The 19495-nt window shown below is 46.4% G+C and carries 17 protein-coding genes and 1 pseudogene; 9 read left to right on the top strand and 9 right to left on the bottom strand.

From position 1 onward, the window contains the following. Window positions 1-140 precede the first annotated feature (140 nt). From fdnG to fdhE, 4 genes are read left to right on the top strand one after another with little or no spacing between them, the layout of a single operon-like run. Window positions 141-3197, top strand: a complete 3057-nt coding sequence (gene fdnG / locus FHQ30_RS04870) for a formate dehydrogenase-N subunit alpha (RefSeq protein WP_139611754.1) — start codon at window positions 141-143, stop codon at window positions 3195-3197. Window position 3198: 1 nt separating this feature from the next. Beyond that, on the top strand, window positions 3199-4104 hold the full coding sequence (fdxH, locus tag FHQ30_RS04865; protein ID WP_139611753.1) for a formate dehydrogenase subunit beta: 906 nt from the start codon (window positions 3199-3201) through the stop codon (window positions 4102-4104). A 2-nt stretch (window positions 4105-4106) separates the two neighbouring features. Then, window positions 4107-4775, top strand: a complete 669-nt coding sequence (locus FHQ30_RS04860; RefSeq protein WP_139611752.1) for a formate dehydrogenase subunit gamma — start codon at window positions 4107-4109, stop codon at window positions 4773-4775. Continuing rightward, entirely contained in the window at window positions 4776-5696 is a 921-nt protein-coding gene (gene fdhE, locus FHQ30_RS04855) for a formate dehydrogenase accessory protein FdhE (protein ID WP_139611751.1), read from the top strand. A 54-nt stretch (window positions 5697-5750) separates the two neighbouring features. On the opposite strand, the gene FHQ30_RS04850 is transcribed toward fdhE, so the two are convergent. Together FHQ30_RS04850 and FHQ30_RS04845 are read right to left on the bottom strand one after the other, a co-directional pair. Then, the gene (locus FHQ30_RS04850) at window positions 5751-6374 is read right to left on the bottom strand and encodes a DUF417 family protein (RefSeq protein WP_139611750.1); all 624 of its coding nucleotides are present in this window, start codon (window positions 6372-6374) and stop codon (window positions 5751-5753) included. Between the two features lie 257 nt (window positions 6375-6631). Continuing rightward, window positions 6632-7462, bottom strand: coding sequence for a formate/nitrite transporter family protein (locus FHQ30_RS04845; RefSeq protein WP_139611749.1), 831 nt, complete (start codon window positions 7460-7462; stop codon window positions 6632-6634). 202 nt (window positions 7463-7664) lie between these two features. Between FHQ30_RS04845 and prfB the strand changes: the two genes are divergently transcribed. Next, window positions 7665-8763 (top strand): peptide chain release factor 2 gene (gene prfB / locus FHQ30_RS04840; protein ID WP_139611748.1). Its coding sequence is split into 2 segments (ribosomal slippage): window positions 7665-7739 and window positions 7741-8763, totalling 1098 coding nucleotides; the frame shifts between segments, so codons are not numbered across the junction. 43 nt (window positions 8764-8806) lie between these two features. Further along, complete coding sequence (gene lysS, locus FHQ30_RS04835) at window positions 8807-10315, top strand: lysine--tRNA ligase (protein ID WP_139611747.1); 1509 nt, start codon at window positions 8807-8809, stop codon at window positions 10313-10315. A gap of 183 nt (window positions 10316-10498) precedes the next feature. Here lysS and FHQ30_RS04830 read toward each other — a convergent pair. Together FHQ30_RS04830 and FHQ30_RS13225 are read right to left on the bottom strand one after the other, a co-directional pair. After that, window positions 10499-10696 (bottom strand): annotated as a pseudogene (locus FHQ30_RS04830) (Gfo/Idh/MocA family oxidoreductase); the annotation flags it as partial. Beyond that, window positions 10665-10781, bottom strand: coding sequence for a hypothetical protein (locus FHQ30_RS13225; RefSeq protein ID WP_326480862.1), 117 nt, complete (start codon window positions 10779-10781; stop codon window positions 10665-10667). The gene FHQ30_RS13225 and the pseudogene FHQ30_RS04830, both read right to left, overlap by 32 nt. A gap of 263 nt (window positions 10782-11044) precedes the next feature. Between FHQ30_RS13225 and FHQ30_RS04825 the strand changes: the two genes are divergently transcribed. Then, window positions 11045-11944 carry a DMT family transporter gene (locus FHQ30_RS04825; protein WP_139615044.1) on the top strand — a complete coding sequence of 300 codons (900 nt, stop codon included), beginning with the start codon at window positions 11045-11047 and terminating at the stop codon, window positions 11942-11944. 53 nt (window positions 11945-11997) lie between these two features. Here the strand turns inward: FHQ30_RS04825 and FHQ30_RS04820 are convergent, their stop codons facing one another. The 5 genes from FHQ30_RS04820 to FHQ30_RS04800 all read right to left on the bottom strand — a co-directional run bounded on the left by FHQ30_RS04820 (window position 11998) and on the right by FHQ30_RS04800 (window position 17467). After that, the gene (locus tag FHQ30_RS04820) at window positions 11998-13104 is read right to left on the bottom strand and encodes a Gfo/Idh/MocA family protein (protein ID WP_139610878.1); all 1107 of its coding nucleotides are present in this window, start codon (window positions 13102-13104) and stop codon (window positions 11998-12000) included. A 60-nt stretch (window positions 13105-13164) separates the two neighbouring features. Further along, window positions 13165-14001: a carbohydrate ABC transporter permease gene (locus FHQ30_RS04815; protein ID WP_267963707.1), complete on the bottom strand. Its 837-nt coding sequence runs from the start codon at window positions 13999-14001 to the stop codon at window positions 13165-13167. Further along, window positions 14002-14880 (bottom strand): carbohydrate ABC transporter permease, encoded by an 879-nt coding sequence (locus FHQ30_RS04810; protein ID WP_132965846.1) that lies wholly within the window; start codon window positions 14878-14880, stop codon window positions 14002-14004. A 102-nt stretch (window positions 14881-14982) separates the two neighbouring features. After that, window positions 14983-16332, bottom strand: coding sequence for an ABC transporter substrate-binding protein (locus FHQ30_RS04805; RefSeq protein ID WP_139610879.1), 1350 nt, complete (start codon window positions 16330-16332; stop codon window positions 14983-14985). Window positions 16333-16366: 34 nt separating this feature from the next. Beyond that, the gene (locus FHQ30_RS04800) at window positions 16367-17467 is read right to left on the bottom strand and encodes an ABC transporter ATP-binding protein (RefSeq protein ID WP_139610880.1); all 1101 of its coding nucleotides are present in this window, start codon (window positions 17465-17467) and stop codon (window positions 16367-16369) included. Window positions 17468-17630: 163 nt separating this feature from the next. Between FHQ30_RS04800 and FHQ30_RS04795 the strand changes: the two genes are divergently transcribed. Both FHQ30_RS04795 and FHQ30_RS04790 read left to right on the top strand, forming a co-directional pair. Then, on the top strand, window positions 17631-18329 hold the full coding sequence (locus tag FHQ30_RS04795; RefSeq protein ID WP_139610881.1) for a FadR/GntR family transcriptional regulator: 699 nt from the start codon (window positions 17631-17633) through the stop codon (window positions 18327-18329). Window positions 18330-18346: 17 nt separating this feature from the next. After that, window positions 18347-19417, top strand: a complete 1071-nt coding sequence (locus FHQ30_RS04790; protein WP_139610882.1) for a Gfo/Idh/MocA family protein — start codon at window positions 18347-18349, stop codon at window positions 19415-19417. Window positions 19418-19495: the final 78 nt, after the last annotated feature.

Below are 19495 nucleotides of genomic sequence, written 5' to 3'. Positions count from 1 at the left end.
ACATAAACTGCTTTTGTATATTGCACGGCGCGTGGAACAAGAGTAAGCTACGCTTGGAATGTAATCTATTTTACATTTTCGTTACAACTGAAAAACGAATGGCTATTTTACTCTATCTCTCACAATTTTGAGGAGTTCTTATGCAACTCAGCAGAAGAAAATTCTTTAAAGTTTGTGCAGGAAGCATGGCAGGGACAACCGCTGCCGCATTGGGTTTTGCGCCGGCAACCGCACTTGCCGCACCACGCTCGTATAAACTTTTACGCGCCCGTGAAACCCGTAACACCTGTACTTACTGTGCCGTAGGCTGTGGCATGTTGCTATACAGCTTGGGCGACGGGGCGATGAACGCCCGTGAAAAACTGGTTCACATCGAAGGCGATGCGGATCACCCGGTCAGCCGTGGGGCGCTGTGCCCGAAAGGCGCCGGCGCATTGGACTATGTCAACAGCGAACGCCGGGTGCAGTATCCGGAATACCGTGCGCCGGGGGCAAAAGAGTGGACCCGCATCAGTTGGGAAGAGGCGTATGAACGTATCGCCCGCCTGATGAAAGACGACCGCGATGCCAATTTTATTCCGACCAATGCCGATGGGCTGCCGGTCAACCGTTGGCTGTCGACCGGGATGTTGATGGCGTCAGCCTCCAGCAATGAAACCGGATTACTCAGCCAAAAATGGGCGCGTGCGCTCGGCATGATCGCCATTAACAACCAAGCGAGTATCTGACACGGACCAACGGTAGCAAGTCTTGCTCCATCATTTGGTCGCGGTGCCATGACAAATCACTGGGTTGATATTGCCAATGCCGATTTGGTTATCGTCATGGGTGGTAATGCCGCTGAAGCACATCCTGTCGGTTTCCGTTGGGTTATCGAAGCGAAAAAACGCCGTGGGGCGAAGTTGATGGTGGTCGATCCACGCTTCAACCGTACCGCAGCGGTGGCAGATTTCTATTCGCCAATCCGTTCAGGCACTGATATTGCGTTTTTATCCGGTGTTATCAAATATTTGTTGGATAACGATAAAATTCAGCACGAATATGTGCAGCAATACACCAATGCCAGCTATTTAGTGAATGAAGGTTTTCAGTTTGAAGACGGACTGTTTACCGGTTATAACGAAGAGAAGCACCAGTACGATAAATCGACTTGGAACTATCAATTTGACGAAGAAGGTTTTGCCAAACAAGACCCGACTTTGCAAGATCCACGTTGTGTCATCAACTTGCTGAAAGCGCACGTTTCGCGTTATACGCCAGAAATGGTGGAGCGGATTTGCGGCACCAAGCAAAAAGATTTCCTGTATTTTTGTGAAGAGATCGCCAAAACAGCGGCGCGTGACAAAAACGCTACTTTCTTATATGCCTTGGGCTGGACCCAACATACGGTCGGTTCGCAAAATATTCGTACCATGGCGATGATCCAATTGCTATTGGGCAATATCGGTGTCGCTGGCGGCGGCGTGAATGCGTTGCGCGGTCACTCTAACGTTCAAGGGATTACCGATCTCGGCTTGTTCCCGAATATGTTGACCGGCTATATGCCGTTGCCGACCGATAAAGATGCGTCTTTGGAAGCGTTTTTAAATCGGATCACGCCAAAGCTGACCCAGAAAGATCAGGTTAACTATTGGAAAAACACCCCGAAATTCTTTATTAGTCTGCTCAAAACCTTTTATGGCGACAAAGCGACTAAGGATAACGAATTCGGTTATCACTATCTGCCGAAAATTGATGGCGCTTATGATCATTTCCGCTACATCGATATGATGTTTGAAGGTAAAGTTAACGGTTATCTCTGCCAAGGCTTTAACCCGATAGCTTCTTATCCGAACCGGGCGAAAATGATGACCGCACTGAGCAAGTTGAAATATCTGGTGATTTTTGATCCGCTCAAAACCGATACCTCGGATTTCTGGCAGAACTACGGCGAATATAACGATGTAGATACCACCTCGATTCAAACTGAAGTATTCCGCTTGCCGACGACCTGCTTTACCGAAGAAGACGGCTCGATTGCCAACTCCGGCCGTTGGTTGCAATGGCACTGGAAAGGTAATGATGCTCCGCAAGAAGCTAAACCGGATGTGGAAATTTTATCCGAACTGCGTGAATACCTGTTACACCTGTACCAAAAAGAGGGTGGTCAGGGAATTGAGCCGTTGCAAGCGATGCAATGGAATTATCGCAATCCGTCAGAACCGTTGCCGGCTGAACTGGCAAAAGAAAATAACGGTTATGCCTTAGAAGATTTGCTGGATGAAAACGGTAATGTGATTGCGAAAAAAGGCGAATTGTTATCCAGTTTTGCCCAGTTGCGTGATGATGGCACCACCTCATCAGGTTGCTGGATCTACACCGGTCAATGGACGGAGCAGGGCAATATGATGGCACGCCGTGATAATTCTGACCCATCAGGCTTGGGCAATACCTTGAATTGGGCGTTTGCATGGCCGTTGAACCGTCGGGTAATCTATAACCGTGCTTCTGCCGATCGTCAGGGCAATCCTTGGGATCCGACCCGTCAATTGGTGAAGTGGAATGGCAAAAACTGGAACTACACCGATATTGCTGATTACACCACAGCACCTCCGGGCAGCAATATCAGTCCGTTTATCATGCAGCCGGAAGGGGTTAGCCGTCTGTTTGCGATTGATAAAATGGCGGAAGGTCCGTTCCCGGAACATTACGAACCGATTGAAAGTCCGATCGGCACCAATCCGCTGCATCCGAAGGTGGTTCACAATCCGGCGGCACGAATTTTGCCAAACGATAAGAAAACTATGGGCAGTGCGGATGAATTCCCTTACGTAGCGACCACTTACCGCTTAACTGAGCATTTCCACTACTGGACTAAAAATGCGCTGTTAAATGTGATTGCTCAGCCTGAGCAGTTCATCGAAATGGGCGAGGTGCTGGCAAAAGAGAAGGGTATCAACAATGGCGATACGGTGAAAGTGTTCTCCAAACGGGGTTATATCAAAGCCGTTGCGGTGGTGACCAAGCGGGTGAAAGAGCTGCAAGTGGACGGTAAAACCATTCATACCATCGGTGTGCCAATTCACTGGGGCTTTGCCGGTGTGGGCAAAAAAGGCTTTTTTGCCAATAACTTGACACCAAGTGTCGGCGATGCCAATACACAAACACCAGAATATAAAACCTTCTTGGTGAACATTGAAAAAGTGACGGGGGCTTAATATGGCAGTTCAAACTCAAGATATTATTAAAGCCTCTGCGACTTCGTCTCTGACCCCGCCGCCACAGACGCGGGATCATAAAGTCGAAGTGGCAAAACTGATCGATATCAGTGCCTGTATCGGTTGTAAAGCCTGTCAGGTGGCGTGTTCCGAATGGAATGATTTGCGTGATAAACCCGGTACGTGTATCGGGATTTACGATAACCCGATTGATTTAACCGCCAAATCTTGGACGGTGATGAAGTTCAATGAAGTGGAGGAGAATGATCGTCTGGAATGGTTGATCCGCAAAGACGGCTGCATGCACTGCGCAGAACCGGGCTGCTTGAAAGCCTGTCCGTCACCGGGAGCGATTATCCAATATGCCAACGGGATTGTGGATTTCCAATCGGATAAATGTATCGGTTGTGGCTATTGCATTGCCGGTTGTCCGTTCAATATTCCGCGTATTAACGAAGCAGACAACCGCGCTTACAAATGTACGCTCTGTTCCGATCGCGTCAATGTCGGGCAAGAGCCGGCATGCGTCAAGACTTGTCCGACCGGCGCGATCCATTTCGGCAGCAAGGAGTCCATGAAGCAGTATGCACAGACCCGAGTGGCCGATTTGAAAGCACGCGGTTATGAAAACGCCGGTTTGTACGATCCGCAAGGCGTCGGCGGTACGCATGTGATGTATGTGCTGCACCATGCCGATAAACCGGAGTTGTATTCCGGTTTACCGAAAGATCCGTCAATCAGCCCGGTCGTTGGCTTGTGGAAAGGAATTTTGAAACCACTGGCAGGGATGGCGATGGGCGCATTGGCCATCGCTTCTGCCGCACATTACATTGGGGTCGGACCAAACACGGAAGAGGACGATGAAGAGCTGCAAAAACCACTCGATCCACATGGGAAAGGAGAATAATCATGGTTGATTTAAACAGACGCGTTATTCGCCATAACCTGAAAGAGCGGTTGAGCCATTGGTTGTTGGTGCTGTGCTTCTTTATGACCGCACTTTCCGGATTGTCGTTTTTCTTTGCCGACTTTGCCTGGATTGCCGAAGTATTGGGCACACCGCAATTGGCACGGGTGTTGCACCCGTTCACCGGTTTGGTGATGATTATCGCCTTTGCCATTTTGGCGAAACATTACTGGCGTGATAACCTGATTGAAAAAGGCGACTGGCAGTGGTTGCTCAAAGTGGTTGAAGTGCTGAAAGGCAACGAACACCATGTTGCCGATGTTGGTCATTACAATATGGGGCAAAAGTTGCTGTTCTGGACCTTGATGATGGCGTTGGCCATTTTGTTGGTCACCGGTGTCATCATGTGGCGTCCTTATTTTGCCGAGAATTTTTCTATTCCGGTGATTCGGATTGCATTATTGCTGCACGCTACCAGTGCGATTGCCCTAATATTGGGGATTATGGTGCATGTGTATATGGCAATTTGGGTTAAAGGCTCGATTCGAGGCATGGTTGAAGGCTGGGTAACAGCACGTTGGGCAAAAAAACACCACCCACGCTGGTTCCGTGAGTCCATTCTACCTGAATTGGAGAAAGAGCATAGACAAGGGAAGCAAGAGCATAAATAAATGAGTATTCGCATTCTAGCGGAAAGCGAAATCAAACAAGCAGCGGCGGGGTTTTTTGCTCCACCGCTGCTTTTCGCCAATCCGAAAAATTTATATCAACGCCGGGCAGCCCGTTTGCGTAAGCTGAGCGAGAATCACCCGTTGCAAGATTATCTGCGTTTTTGCGCCAATATTGCCGATGCCCAGTTAGACTTATTGCAAACGCTACCGATTGCCGTTGATGCCCGCTTAAGTGCGGTCAAAGACAATGCTGCATTATTGGCACAACAGCCGTTGCATTGGAAAAACTGGCAGCGCGATCCGATTTGGCTTGAACTGTTACAGCAGTTGTTACAACGGATTAAACCGAGTGCCAATGATACGATTTTAGCGACAATTGAGTGGTTGGAAAAAGCGTCTGCCAGTGAGCTGAACGCACTAGCCGATCAGCTGTTACGTGATAATATGCTGCCTAATCAAAGTGATAAGGCTATATTTCTGTGGGCGGCACTGTCGCTGTACTGGACTCAACTGGTACAACAAATTCCGCACCAAGCCAAAACCGAACTGGGCGAAAACCGCCAATTCTGTCCGGTTTGCGGCTCCGCACCGGTTGCCAGTACGATTCAGCTTGGGGAAGTGCAAGGTACACGCTATCTGCACTGTTCGTTGTGCGAAAGCGAATGGCATATGGTGCGGGTGAAATGCAGCAATTGTGAGCAAGGCGGCAAGTTGAATTATTGGTCGCTGGATTCAGATCCTGCGGTGAAAAGTGAAAGCTGCGATGACTGCCATAGCTATCTGAAAGTCTTGTATCAGGATAAAAACCCTGAGGTTGAAGCCGTTGCCGACGACCTCGCCAGTCTTTTCCTCGACGACGAAATGGAGAAAATGGGCTACGCCAAAAGTGCGGTCAACCCGTTTTTATTCCCGTCAGAATAGCGTCAGAATCGTAAAAGCAAACAAGGGGGATTGATTCTACCCCCCTTCAATCTTTTAAGCCCTGGCTTTCAGAAAACGCTGTGCGCATTCTGAGGCAGCGGTCAATCCACCTGCCATCATGATAATATCTTTCAAAATTAACCGACCCGCCCCCGACAGATATGGAAAGCCGTAATTCGGTGTCGGCAGATCACCGCCCAAATTCAGTACATACGTCTCCGGAGTGGTGATCAAAAACGAGAGCGTGACAATCGACATTCCGAAGGTTAGCAAGCCGCCGAGCATGCCTGTCGTCGGATTCCAAATTCCCGATAAGGTCAGTAAGCCAATAGTGACAATCACTGCGCCCAAACCGTAAGAGAACGGATAAGTCCCGTTTTGTTTATGCCAATCAATATTTTTTTGTACCATTTTTCCTTCTGGATTTTTGTATAAGGTATATTCTTTGACCAACTCGCCTTTCTCATTTTCAACCATTTTTTGGCTGTCTTTGTAGAAAAAACTCATAAACGGGCTGTTGGCAACAAAATGCACAATGCCGTCGGCTTCATACTGAAAAGCCTTCAAGCCGCCGATCCACAACATCACGATACAGATAGCGATTCGGATAAAATTAATAAATATACGTTGTTTACCGGCAAGAAATTCTGCCGCAATTTTGATGATATTAACACTCATGTTGACCCCATTATGATTAGATTGAAAAATGCCTTAAAAAGCTTCAGCCAAGCGGTATGGTTAGCTAGACAGCACTGATTGCAACTGAATATTATTCTCATTTAATGAAGTCTGACAGGTGAAATAATCGCAATAACACCGATGTAAAATCTTAATGGGAGTAGAATATGATCTGATACATAAAAATAACAAGATGGGAATAAGGCGGAAAGTGCGGTTTGGGCAGATCGCTATTGATCTGCCCAATGTTCAAATGCTTATTTTTTACCGATTTCGTCCGTAACTTGACCGTAAATCATAATGGTAAACACGACGGTTCCACCGAGAATATTGCCTAATGCCGTCGGACCTAAAAAGGTGACGAAATAGTCATAGAGATTGGCATCGCCTTGAATCACCAGATAAGCCATTTCTGCTGAACCGACCACCACGTGAGTAAAATCGCCTAAGGCGATCAAATAGATAAAGAAAAAGATCATCACAAATTTGCCGTTACCGACCGTTGGCATCATCCACACCACCGATGCAATCAAAATGCCCGCTGGAATACCACGCAGAATATTGTCGCTGACCGACATCGAGGCAACGTGGTGGGCTATGTCATTCATTGCCACCACAAATTCAGGATTGAAAACGTGATGGTTTTGTAAAAACAACGCCGCCAGGGTAGTACCGATTAAATTGGCACCGAACACCGTTGTCCATAACTTTGCCACCGCCAGCAGTTTTTTTAGACTAAGCGGATTAAATAAGGGAACGACGGTAGTAATGGTATTTTCGGTAAACAATTGCATCCGCCCTAAAATCACCAACAAAAATCCGACGGTATAGCCCATATTGGTAATCAACGGCGCCCAAGGTTCATTTGGTGTATAAGCGGTAAATACGGCCTTGAAAATAAAGGAAAATGTAATGACTAAGCCTGCGGTAATGCCTGAAAAAAGCAACGCTTTAGTCGGGCGCGATAGTTCTTCAATCCCGTCTTGGCGGATAATTTCATACAGCAAGCGCGGGCTCAAACGCTCGTGTTCCTCCACCGCCATGCGATCGCGATAGGATAATTTGCTGCTGCTTAATTCTGATTTCATTACTCCTCCTGTTAAGTATATTTTTTGAGCAAAAAAATTAAAAAGTTTGCCACTATAGCATAAACCGTGAGTAAATAAAAAATGCCATCAACAACCGCCACAACCGCACTTAAATGCAGCAAACAGAATTGTGCCTGTTAAATCGTCGCTAAATATCATATAATTTCTCCCCTTTACAGTGAATTTATAATCGGTATTTAGAATGTTTGAAATTAATCCCGTCAAAAACCAAATCAGCGATCTCGGGCAACGCACCGAGGTTCTTCGGGGGTATCTTTGACTTCGACGGCAAAGTCGAACGATTGGAAGAGGTTAATGCTGAATTAGAGCAGCCGGATGTGTGGAATGACCCGGAAAAAGCGCAAGCACTGGGCAAAGAGCGGTCAGCGTTGGATGCGGTGGTCGATACCATTCGCACTTTGGATCAAGGTTTGCAAGACGCCGAAGGACTGTTGGAATTGGCGGTAGAAGCCGAGGATCAGGAGACCTTTGACGAAGCGGTTGCCGAGCTGCAAGTGCTGGAAGCCAAACTGGCGCAATTGGAGTTCCGCCGCATGTTCAGCGGTGAACACGACAGCGCCGATTGCTATGTTGATTTGCAAGCCGGCTCCGGCGGCACCGAAGCGCAAGACTGGACCGAGATGTTGGTTAGAATGTACCTGCGTTGGGCGGAAAGTAAGGGCTTTAAAACCGAATTGATGGAAGCTTCCGATGGTGATGTTGCCGGGATTAAATCTGCCACCATTCGGGTTAGCGGCGAATATGCTTTTGGTTGGCTGCGTACGGAAACCGGTATCCACCGCTTGGTGCGCAAAAGCCCGTTTGATTCCAACAACCGCCGCCACACTTCGTTTAGTGCCGTGTTTGTTTACCCTGAAATCGATGAAGATATTGACATCGACATCAATCCGGCAGATTTGCGGATTGACGTTTATCGCGCCTCCGGTGCGGGCGGACAGCACGTCAACCGAACGGAAAGTGCGGTGCGGATCACCCATATTCCAAGCGGAATCGTGGTGCAGTGTCAAAACGACCGCTCGCAGCACAAAAATAAAGATCAATGTATGAAGCAGTTGAAAGCCAAGTTATACGAAATGGAACTGCAAAAGAAAAATGCCGAGAAACAGGCGCTGGAAGACAGCAAATCCGACATCGGCTGGGGCAGCCAGATCCGCTCCTATGTGCTGGACGACGCACGGATTAAAGACCTGCGCACCGGCATTGAAAACCGCAATACCCAAGCGGTGTTGGACGGTGATTTGGACAAATTTATTGAAGCCAGCTTAAAAGCGGGTTTGTAACCGAATATTGAAATAACCCTAAGGAATACATAAGGAATACATTATGTCAGAACAACAACTTCCGGAACTGGATCTGCACGGTGAAATGTTGGTGCGTCGTGAAAAACTGACCGCACTTCGCCAACAAGGCAATCCATTTCCGAACGACTTTCGTCGCGAGCATTTGGCGCAAGATCTGCACCGCCAATACGAAAGCCAAGACGGCGAAACACTGAAAGCGCAAGAAATTGCCGTGAGCGTTGCCGGACGGATTATGACCCGACGCAAAATGGGCAAAGCCAGTTTTATCACTCTGCAAGATATGAGCGGCAGAATTCAACTGTATGTGGCGCGCGATCTGTTGCCGGAAGGCGAATATGAGAGCCTGATGGCGTTGCTGGATTTGGGCGATATTGTCGGTGCCAAAGGCACGTTGTTTAAAACCAAAACCGGTGAGCTGACCGTGCGCTGTACTGCACTTGAGCTGCTGACGAAAGCATTGCGCCCGTTGCCGGATAAATTCCACGGTCTGAGCGATCAAGAAACTCGTTACCGCCAGCGTTATCTGGATTTGATCAGCAACGATGATTCGCGCCGTGCGTTTGTGATCCGCTCGAAAGTGATCAGTGGCATCCGTCAGTTCTTCCTGGATAAAGGTTTTATGGAAGTGGAAACGCCAATGCTGCAAGTGATTCCGGGCGGCGCGGCGGCGCGTCCGTTTGTTACCCATCACAATGCGCTGGATATTGATATGTATTTGCGGATTGCGCCAGAGCTTTATTTGAAACGCTTGGTGGTCGGCGGCTTTGAGCGAGTGTTCGAGCTGAACCGCAACTTCCGCAACGAAGGGGTGTCGGTACGTCACAATCCTGAATTCACCATGTTGGAATACTACCAAGCCTATGCCGATTACCACGATTTGATGGACAACACCGAAGAACTGTTGCGCAAACTGGCGTTGGATATTCTCGGCACCACCACCGTGCCATACGGCGAATACACGTTTGATTTCGGCAAACCGTTTGCACGTTTAACCATGACCGATGCCATTTTGCAATACGGCAACAATATCCAAGCTGAACAACTGCAAGATTTTGCCCAAGCCAAAGCCTTGGCGACAACATTAGGCATCGAAGTGCAGAAATCATGGGGCTTGGGCGGCGTGATCAATGCCATTTTTGAAGAAGTGGCAGAACACCATTTGATTCAGCCAACTTTCTTGATGGCGCACCCGGCGGAAATTTCACCGCTGGCACGGCGTAACGATGACAATCCGGAAGTGACTGACCGCTTCGAACTGTTTATCGGCGGACGTGAAATCGGCAATGGTTTCTCCGAGTTGAACGATGCCGAAGACCAAAACGCCCGTTTCGACGAACAAGTTGCTGCCAAAGAAGCCGGCGATGACGAAGCGATGTTCAAAGACGAGGACTTCGTGACCGCACTTGAACACGGCTTGCCACCAACCGCTGGCGAAGGCTTGGGCATCGACCGCTTGGCGATGATCTTCTCCAACTCACCTTCAATCCGCGATGTGATTCTGTTCCCGGCAATGCGACAGCATAAAGATTAACCGCACTTTGATGCGTAACCGCTATCTGATTTAATCTGATAGCGGTTTTTTATCGAACAAGCCTATCGCTACATGGAGACAAATCAATTCAATCCAATCCTTATTAAGTAACCAACCGCACTTTGAGCATAATATGCCAAGTGCGGTGACAAGAAGTGCGGTTGTAGCAAATGAAAGGGGGATTTAACCGATAATTTCGTCCAGTTCAACCTTGCGGTTTTGATAACGGGATTGGGTGCAGGCATCGGCAGTGGCAATCGCATCACGGGCAGCCTCGCCGGTCAGCAGTTTACGAAATTCATCATCCACCGGCATCCCATGCAGAATATCATTGAGGTATTGCAACTCTTTACGCATCACCGAACTGAGCCACAGCGGCGTGATCACAGCCCAACTCTTTGGCAATTTCATCACCGTTATCGGGATCATATACCACGGTTACTTGCGCTTGCGGCGTGGTGTGCATAATACGCGCCAAGTCTGCGCCGAAATAGCCGACGCCAATCACTGCATAATTGATCATGTTATTTTCCTGTCGATTAAAAATAAGTATGTTAAAACAAGCTCGAGCGATATAACATAATCAATAAAATCATAACCTGCAAGTATCAGCATAAAAAATATCATCACATATTTTGCCATTATGAAAAAATGACAAAACCGCACTTGATAAATGCAAAATTAAAATGTGAATATGAAATCAAAAGAAGTGATTTTTACGGATAAAACATGAAAAATGAGTATAGTGTTCGGATAATTTATATTGTCTTAATGGGGTTTGGTTTTCCTATTATGCGCTATATGAGTTTATATTTTGATCCTTTAAATAATAATGCCATTCGCTTTCTTTTTGGCAGTCTGTTTTTATTATTGATTTGTGTATTTAAATTTAGACGTATTTTAAAAGATAGCTTAACTGATCCGATTTTAATTTTAAAATTAAGCCTGCTTGGTTTATTGATGACGGCAAATATGTACTGCTTTATGAGTGGATTGCGTCACACCAGTGCTTTGACCGGCAGTATTTTCGGGATTTTAGCGATGCCACTTGGTATCTTGATGATAGCGTTGTTTTACCAGAATGAACGGCGTAAAATTCAGCACCGCACTTTTTACCTTGGTGGCGGGCTGGCAATTATCAGCTCATTAATTTTTGTTTTCTATGGCAATCAAGCCACGACTGGCAATCAGAGTGCGGATTTTATTCACGGCGCTTTTTTTCTTGCGACGGCTATTTTTATTCAATCTCTACAAAATGTCATCGTTAAAGATATTGCGACAAAACTGCATGTTATTATTATCAGCACAACTACAGCGACTATTGCTGGATTGATTTTTTTAACGATAGCAATCTTCAGTGGCAAAATAAATCAATTAAGTGCGGTCAGTGATGGCTTATTAATTGCGTTGGCGCTGTCTGGTATTTATGGCATTTTAAGCGGAATGTTGCTGGCATTTTATATCGTGCAAAAACAAGGTGTAGTGATTTTTAATTTAATCCAATTGCTCGTGCCGTTATCTACTGCATTGGTCGCTTATGTTACCTTGCATGAACAAATTAATCTTATGCAGGCAATTGGAGCGTTAGTGGTGCTGGCGGGTTGTTTGCTGGCGTTGAAAAAAAGATGAGCCATATTCAAATTGAATACAGCTCATCCATTTTAGTTGGCTGATGAGCAGCGTTATGCGCCGGTAATCTCACTCACCGCGACTTTACGGTTTTCATAGCGGGATTTGGTGCAGGCGTCTGCGGTGGCAATTGCCGCCCGTGCCGCTTCGCCGGTCAGCAGTTTGACAAACTCTTCGGTGGGTTGCATTCCATGCAAAATATCATTGAGATATTTCATCTCTTTACGCATCACGGTGTTGAGCCATAATGGTGTCCGTTTGCCGGGTTGACCGTATTGAATGGCGCCGTCCATGCTGGCACCGGTATAAATACGGGTACGGTCGTCATCTTCTTCCTGACTTTCGTGAATTAAAAAGTGTGAATCTTGCCCATTTACGCGCAATGTGCCACCGCAATGGTACATGTCGAGTTTAATGGCGCCTTTTTCCCCTTGAATCAACACATAATGTTCGCCCCAGCGGAATGCCGAACCCCATTCGAGCAAGGCAAATCGGTTATCGTCAAACTCTAGATTAAGGAACAGCATGTCATCTTCATCGCCAAAGCTTTCCCCTTGATGTGCCACATTGCCGGCGGTCATGGTGACGGTTTTCGGTGCGCCGCCCATAATAAACTGCACACAATCCAGTTCATGAATGTGGTGATACAGATGTCCACCGGATTTTTCACGGATTTTTTTCCAAGAGATTGCAGGTTGTTGCTCTTCCCAGCCGTTGCGGGCCGAGTGACAATACAGTACCTTGCCGATCACCCCTTGTTGAATCAGTTCTTTGGCATGATGGACACCATTGAAAAAATTCATGATATGTCCCGCCATAAAGATCACACCGTTTTCCTCACAGGCACGCACCATCTCGTCACAGTCTTGGTAACTGAGGGCAATCGGTTTCTCACAAAAAACGTGCTTTTTATGTTTTGCCGCTAAAATAACCGGCTCTTTATGCAAATAGTTTGGGGTTGCCACAATCACACAGTCCACATCGGCACGGTTAATCGCCTGTTCTAAACTGGATGCGGCATCACAACCCAATTCGGCGGCAATTGTCTCACCGTTGTCGGGGTCGTATACCACAGTAATGTTGGCATCTTCGGTTTCTTGCATAATGCGCGCCAAATCTGCCCCAAAATAGCCGACGCCGATGACAGCATAATTAATCATTTTTTTCTCCTCACATTGAATTACGGTTTAATACTGATATTTGAATTTGCAATAATTTGATTATTTGACGGATCCTTCAGACAATCCTCCTGCAATCTTGTTTTGGATAAAACAGAAGAAAATCACGGACGGAATAACCACCAACACCGATGCCGCCATCATATCGCCCCAATCTAAAATTTCTGCGCCGTTTAATGAACGCAGGGCAACGGCAACCGTCATTTTGCTGGTATCATTCACCAGAATTAAGGCATATAAGAATTCGTTCCACGCATTGATAAAGGTGTAGATTGCGGTGGCGACAATGCCCGGTGCGACCAATGGCAGTACGATTTTAAAGAACACCGTGAATTTATTGGCGCCGTCAATCCGAGCGGCTTCTTCTATTTCTATCGGCACGGTGCGGAAAAAGCCGACTAGCAGCCAAACCGCATAAGGCACACTGAACGACAGATAGACAATAATCAGTCCGGTGGTTGTGTTGGTTAATCCGACTTTTGCCATGGCAATGGAATAGGGAATCGCCAATAAAATCGGTGGAAAAATATAGGTGGTGATCAGCAATTTCGACATGATTGCGCCCAACTTAGGGAAGAAGCGCACAATGCCGTAGGCTGCCATCGAAGAAATAACGATGGCGATAAACGTTGTCACCAGGGCAATCAGCAAGCTGTTTTTAATGTTTACTGCGAAATTCAAGCCGTTGATCACATGATCGAAGTAATCGAGGGTTAATACTTTCGGCCAGAAGCGCGTCGGATCGCTGGTTAATTCTCCTTTGCCTTTCAGTGAGGAGATCACAATCCAAACCAATGGGAATACCGCAATAATGGTGGCGACAGTCAAAAACAGATACGAGATAATATCACCAAAAATTGAGCTTTTCTTTTTCATCATTTATTCCCCTTCTTTTTCCCAGCGGTTGATCACTTTGAAGTAGATAAAGCAGATTAGCAGCAGGAAGATAAACAACAGCACCGTAACCGCCGAAGAACGACCCAGCATTTTAGTGCCCCAGCCCATGTTGTAGGCATAAATTGGAATGGTCATCGTGGAGTTCGCCGGACCGCCGCCGGTGATTAGATAAATAATATCGAAGTTATTAAACACCCAGACGGTTCTCAGTACCACCAATAAGCCGATCACTACTTTAATGTGCGGTAACGTAATGTGGCGGAAAACCTGCCAGGCATTAGCCCCGTCAATTTTGGCGGCTTCATATTGCTCTGCCGGCACGGTTTGCAAAGCGGATAAAACGTTTACCATGATCAACGGAGCACCAAACCAGATGTTGATAAACACCAGACTGACAAATGCCCAAGAGCTGTCGGACAAGAAACTAGGTGCAATGTCCATCAGCCCCAGTTTGGTGATCATATTCGGCAAGTAGCCGTAAACGCCGTTGAGAATCCATTGCCAAGAAAAGGCGATAACAATGGTTGGAAATGCCCAAGGAATAATCAGCAAAATTTTATATAGCCACTGCAGATGGCGGATACGATTTAAGGCAATTGCTAAGGCAAATCCGACCAATACTTGCCCGACCAGTGATAGCACTGTCCATTTAATCGAGTTGAAAAATGCCCACCAAAACTGCGGATCGATCAACACCGCACGGTAGTTGTCAAACCCAACAAAGCTGTAGTGGGGCATGATCAAATTTTTGTTGGTAAAGCTGTAAAAAATGCTGGAAAGAAACGGATAAACAAACAGCGCCGAGACGACCAGCATCGCCGGCAACACAAAAATCCAGCGGGTATAGCTTTTTTGAAGCATAAGTAACCTCCTCTCCATTAAAACAGAGCACGGAAATAACGGGGTTATTGAATTAGGGTGGGTCGAAGCCAGCAAACAGCAGCTCGCCTCGACCCGGAGCGTCTATTTTGCAGTCACTGTTGCAAACAACTCGTTCAGTTGTTTTTCTGCTTTTTGTGCCGCAGTCATTGGATCGGTACCGTGTGTCACAATATCTTGGAACATCGCTTCAATAATGTGTTGGTTAGTCAGCAATCCGCCTTGCACACTCGGACCATGTTCATAGCCGATTGCAGTTCCGGTGCGCACCGCACTTTCAATCACTTTTTCTGCATGAGCAAATTGTTGAATCACTGGATTGTCTTTATACGCCGGATCATCTGAAATACCGCTGACTGCCGGCAACATTCCGACCGGAACCGAACTTAAAAATTGAATATAGCGATCTTTTTGATATAAGGTTTCAATAAACGCTTTACTGATTTCCGGGTGTTTACTGCTTTTCCAGACAACGAGCGGAATATTCGAGGTTTCAATACCGTAATCTGGGTCATTTGCATTAATTTTCGGCATCGGGTAAGCATCAATTTGTTCCAAAAGTTGTGGTGAATTCGCTTTTACGCCACCGATTTGGAAGCCGGAATTGAAGTCAAAGGCGGTTTTGCCTTGATAATACAGTGTGGCTTGTTGCAGTACGTTATAGTTAATCGAATCTTTTGGTGAGGTTTCTTGATACATTTTCACCCAGTATTTAATACCGTCCTGCGCCAATGGGCTGGTCAAATCTACTTTTAGATCCGGAGTCAGCAAGCTGCCGCCACCGCTCTTGACGTAGAAATTCAAAAAGCGGGTTGCCATAAAATCATTGGTTCCCATCGGCACCGACAGCCCGTAAACACCGTCTTTGGTTAGTAATTTAGCCGTTTGATACAATTCATCCCAGGTTTTTGGTACTTCCAGATTATTTTGTGCCAACAAATCTTTACGAATCCACATCACTTGCGCGTGGGAATACAGCGGAAGAGAGTAATTTTGGTTATCGACCGTACCTTCGTTAATGGCGGCAGCCGAGAATTTATCCCGTCCCAGGGTATCAATGACATCATTGATGGGTTGCAACGCACCGACATTAATCATTTCCACCACTTGGTTTGGCAGTGCGGTACTCATATCCGGTACATTGCCGGACGCCAGACCGGTTGTCCATTTGGTGTAAAAGTCATTCCAAGAAAAGGTTTCAATCTTGATTTTAACTTGCGGATGTTGTTGCATAAAATCATTGGCTGCCGCTTGAATCACTTCCAGGCGCGGGCCTTGCGTGAACGAGTGCCACACGGTAATATTGCCGGCCAATTCGCCGTTAGTTGCTGTAGGGGCAGCCGTATTTGCTGTTTTGCTGTCATCGCAACCGCTTAGGACAAAAGCACCCAACACCAATGAAGCCGCTGCCGTCATTACTTTTCTGAATTTCATATCATGCTCCTTATGAATAGCTCGTTACAGGGGGTTATAAGAGCGATTGCTCTGTTTGCGGATCAAAAAAATGTGCCCGTTTCATATCAAACGCCAGGCTGATTTTTTCATCCATTTTGATTTGTTGTCTGGAGTGTACAATCGCTTTAATCGGTTGCTCGCCCAAACTGGTGTGAACAATGTATTCTGCGCCCAGTAGTTCTGCCACATTGACTGGTGCGGTAATCATCGCTTTTTGATACGAACCCAATAACAATGGTTCGTTCGAAATATTTTCCGGGCGAATCCCTAAAATGACCGCTTTGCCGACCGCACTTTGGCGCTCTAGTTGCCGATAAGCCTCGTCAGGAATGCTGAGCTGATAGTTATCGGCGGTAACAAAAAAGCCGTTTTCAATTTTGCCGTGCAGGAAATTCATGGTTGGTGCGCCGATAAAACCGGCGACAAACAGATTGTCAGGGTGATCATAAATGGCTTTCGGTGAGCCGATTTGTTTGACCACACCGCCGCTCATCACCACAATTCTATCCGCCATTGTCATTGCTTCGGTTTGATCGTGCGTTACGTACACGGTGGTGGCATTCAAGGTTTTATGAATCCGAATAATTTCGGCACGCATATTGCTGCGTAATTTAGCATCGAGGTTAGACAGCGGTTCGTCCATCAAAAACACTTTTGGTGAACGCACAATGGTTCTGCCAAGCGCCACCCGTTGCCGCTGACCGCCGGACAAGGCTTTTGGCTTGCGATTTAATAACTCGTCTAATCCTAAAATTTTGGCGGCTTCTTTAACCTTGCGATCGATTTCAGCACTGTCTATTTTGCGCAACTTCAAGGCAAACGCCATATTTTCATACACACTCATATGCGGATACAGCGCATATGACTGGAACACCATCGCAATATCACGATCTTTCGGTTCAATATCATTCATTAGCCGATCATCAATATAAAACTCGCCGTCAGAGATACTTTCCAACCCGGCGATCATGCGCAATGTTGTTGATTTTCCGCAGCCTGAAGGGCCGACCAGCGCGATAAATTCTTTGTCTGCGACTTCCAAATTAAAGTCTTGTACGGCTTCAAAACCGTTGGTGTAACGTTTAAAAATATGACGTAGTGATAAAGTAGCCATCTTGGTTTCCTTCGGTCATGGAGTGAAGATTTTTCTGACAAAGGCAGAAATATGATTTAATATGATGCCATAAACATAAGACATCATATATCTAAAATTGGATAGACATATGATGTCCTATCTTTGGATAAATAACCGTGATGAAGATCACAAAATGATAAAAATGAAGAAAATAACCAAAAAAGCAGCAACTTTGGAGTTGCAAGAGGAAATTAAATCGCTGATTTTAGAAAAAAATCTAAAACCGGGCGATTTAATGCCGACCGAAAATGAATTGATTGAGCTTTTGGGGGTTAGCCGTTCTAGCCTACGTGAAGCAATTAAGTCATTAGAAGCACTGCATATTTTGGATATTCATCACGGGATCGGAACCTTTGTCGGCGAATCTTCTCTGGTGCCGATGATTCGTGGCTTGGCATTTCATGCACAATTGCATTTACAAAATGATTTGAAGTGCCTGCTGGATATTTTGGATGTACGTGAGATTTTGCAATATGGTTTTGCACCACTGGCACTGGCAAAAATAAGCGATCAAGCGGTTGAACAGTTGCAACAGCTTGTCGCCACAATAGAACAGAATGCCCGCGATGCCCAATTTTCTGTGGAAGAGGAGCAACAAGTTCACCTCCTGATCTACCGCTCAACCGAAAATCAATTGCTGCTGCAATATTTGGACGCTTTTTGGCAGATTTATCAATTATTGGATCACGAATTACCACCGAATAATATCACCCCGACCGCACTTGCCATGCAATATCGTGACTGGGTTGATGCCATCGAGGCGCGCGACTTGGAGCGTACTCAACATGCGATTCTGGTCTATTTTCAAGGGATCCGCAGACGTTTAACCGCCACCGTTTAACAAGGAGAACACCTTCAATGAATTCAATCAAAGTTGCGCTGATCGGCTGTGGTTTTTTTGGTCAGCAATTGGCTTACGGCTTTCAAAAAAATGGCGCTGAACTGGTCGGAGTGCAAGATATACACCATCAACAGGCAGTGGATTTAGCGACTTCATTAAATACTGTCGCTTACCTTGATGTCGCTGATATGTTGCAACAAACTAAGCCAGATCTGGTATTAATCGCTACCTACAACTATGCGCACCGCCAAGTTGCTGAGCAGGCTTTACAAGCCGGCTGTGCGGTGTTTATCGAAACGCCGTTTGCCACTGAAGCAGAAGATTGCCACCAAATTTTGACCCTGGCGGCGCAGACCGATAAACCGGTATTTATCGGGCATGTGTTGCGTGCTTTACCGGGCTTGCTCAAAGCGAAACAGTTGATTGAACAGCAGGCGCTGGGAAAAATCACCGTTGCCAGAGCTAACCGCCAGCGCTGGATTGATTCGGCACGGGATAAAAACTGGTGGAAAAATGATATCAAATTAACCGGCGGCAAGCTGTTGCATGAAATTCACGAACTGGATTTATTGTGTTGGCTGTTGGGCGAAGTCGACTCGGTTTATGCCCAATCCACCAATCGCGCTCATTCAGACACACCGGATAACCATGATATTATTCAACTGTTGCTGCAATTTAAAAGCGGCGTTTTTGGCTCGTTGGAAATGGGTACGGCTTACCGTCTGCATGAATGGGGTATTTCGATTCACGGCGAATTGGGATCGTTGGTAGTGAATTTCTTTACCTCAACGCTCACGTTGTCGTTTGCTGACGGACGTCGCCAGCAGTTTAATTTATACGATGAATTTGAGGCGGATTTGTCGTTGCGCGAAAACGGAAAAAGTACGCAAAAATACAACCAAATTAATGAACTCTGTCCGTTTTGGCTGAGTCGTGCAGTAGAAATTGAAGCGCTAAGCGTGTTGCAGCACTTGCAAGGACAACAGCATAGTGTTTTACATGACAGCCCGGCGCGAGCTGTTTGCGTTGCGGTGGCAGCTAAGCGTTCAATTCAGGAAAAAGTGTTGATCAAAGTGCAATATGATTAATCCTGTATTTTCCCTGACCGCACTTTTTAGTTAAACTGAATGTCTGAAATCAACATAGATTAATTTAAAAGGACAACG

The sequence above is a fragment of the Testudinibacter sp. 'clade 2' genome (assembly GCF_006227735.1).
In the GTDB taxonomy this organism is placed as follows: domain Bacteria; phylum Pseudomonadota; class Gammaproteobacteria; order Enterobacterales; family Pasteurellaceae; genus Chelonobacter.
This window is presented reverse-complemented; position numbering and strand designations above follow the sequence as displayed.

Excerpts from the sequence above, each read along its gene's own strand:
- fdxH (WP_139611753.1), top strand. The coding sequence starts at position 3,199 with ATGGCAGTTCAAACTCAAGATATTATTAAAGCCTCTGCGACTTCGTCT.
- FHQ30_RS04805 (WP_139610879.1), bottom strand. The coding sequence starts at position 16,332 with ATGAAATTCAGAAAAGTAATGACGGCAGCGGCTTCATTGGTGTTGGGT.
- FHQ30_RS04825 (WP_139615044.1), top strand. The coding sequence starts at position 11,045 with ATGAAAAATGAGTATAGTGTTCGGATAATTTATATTGTCTTAATGGGG.
- FHQ30_RS04800 (WP_139610880.1), bottom strand. The coding sequence starts at position 17,467 with ATGGCTACTTTATCACTACGTCATATTTTTAAACGTTACACCAACGGT.
- FHQ30_RS04860 (WP_139611752.1), top strand. The coding sequence starts at position 4,107 with ATGGTTGATTTAAACAGACGCGTTATTCGCCATAACCTGAAAGAGCGG.
- FHQ30_RS04790 (WP_139610882.1), top strand. The coding sequence starts at position 18,347 with ATGAATTCAATCAAAGTTGCGCTGATCGGCTGTGGTTTTTTTGGTCAG.
- FHQ30_RS04810 (WP_132965846.1), bottom strand. The coding sequence starts at position 14,880 with ATGCTTCAAAAAAGCTATACCCGCTGGATTTTTGTGTTGCCGGCGATG.
- FHQ30_RS04815 (WP_267963707.1), bottom strand. The coding sequence starts at position 14,001 with ATGATGAAAAAGAAAAGCTCAATTTTTGGTGATATTATCTCGTATCTG.
- fdhE (WP_139611751.1), top strand. The coding sequence starts at position 4,776 with ATGAGTATTCGCATTCTAGCGGAAAGCGAAATCAAACAAGCAGCGGCG.
- FHQ30_RS13225 (WP_326480862.1), bottom strand. The coding sequence starts at position 10,781 with ATGCACACCACGCCGCAAGCGCAAGTAACCGTGGTATATGATCCCGAT.
- FHQ30_RS04795 (WP_139610881.1), top strand. The coding sequence starts at position 17,631 with ATGAAGAAAATAACCAAAAAAGCAGCAACTTTGGAGTTGCAAGAGGAA.
- FHQ30_RS04845 (WP_139611749.1), bottom strand. The coding sequence starts at position 7,462 with ATGAAATCAGAATTAAGCAGCAGCAAATTATCCTATCGCGATCGCATG.
- lysS (WP_139611747.1), top strand. The coding sequence starts at position 8,807 with ATGTCAGAACAACAACTTCCGGAACTGGATCTGCACGGTGAAATGTTG.
- FHQ30_RS04820 (WP_139610878.1), bottom strand. The coding sequence starts at position 13,104 with ATGATTAATTATGCTGTCATCGGCGTCGGCTATTTTGGGGCAGATTTG.
- FHQ30_RS04850 (WP_139611750.1), bottom strand. The coding sequence starts at position 6,374 with ATGAGTGTTAATATCATCAAAATTGCGGCAGAATTTCTTGCCGGTAAA.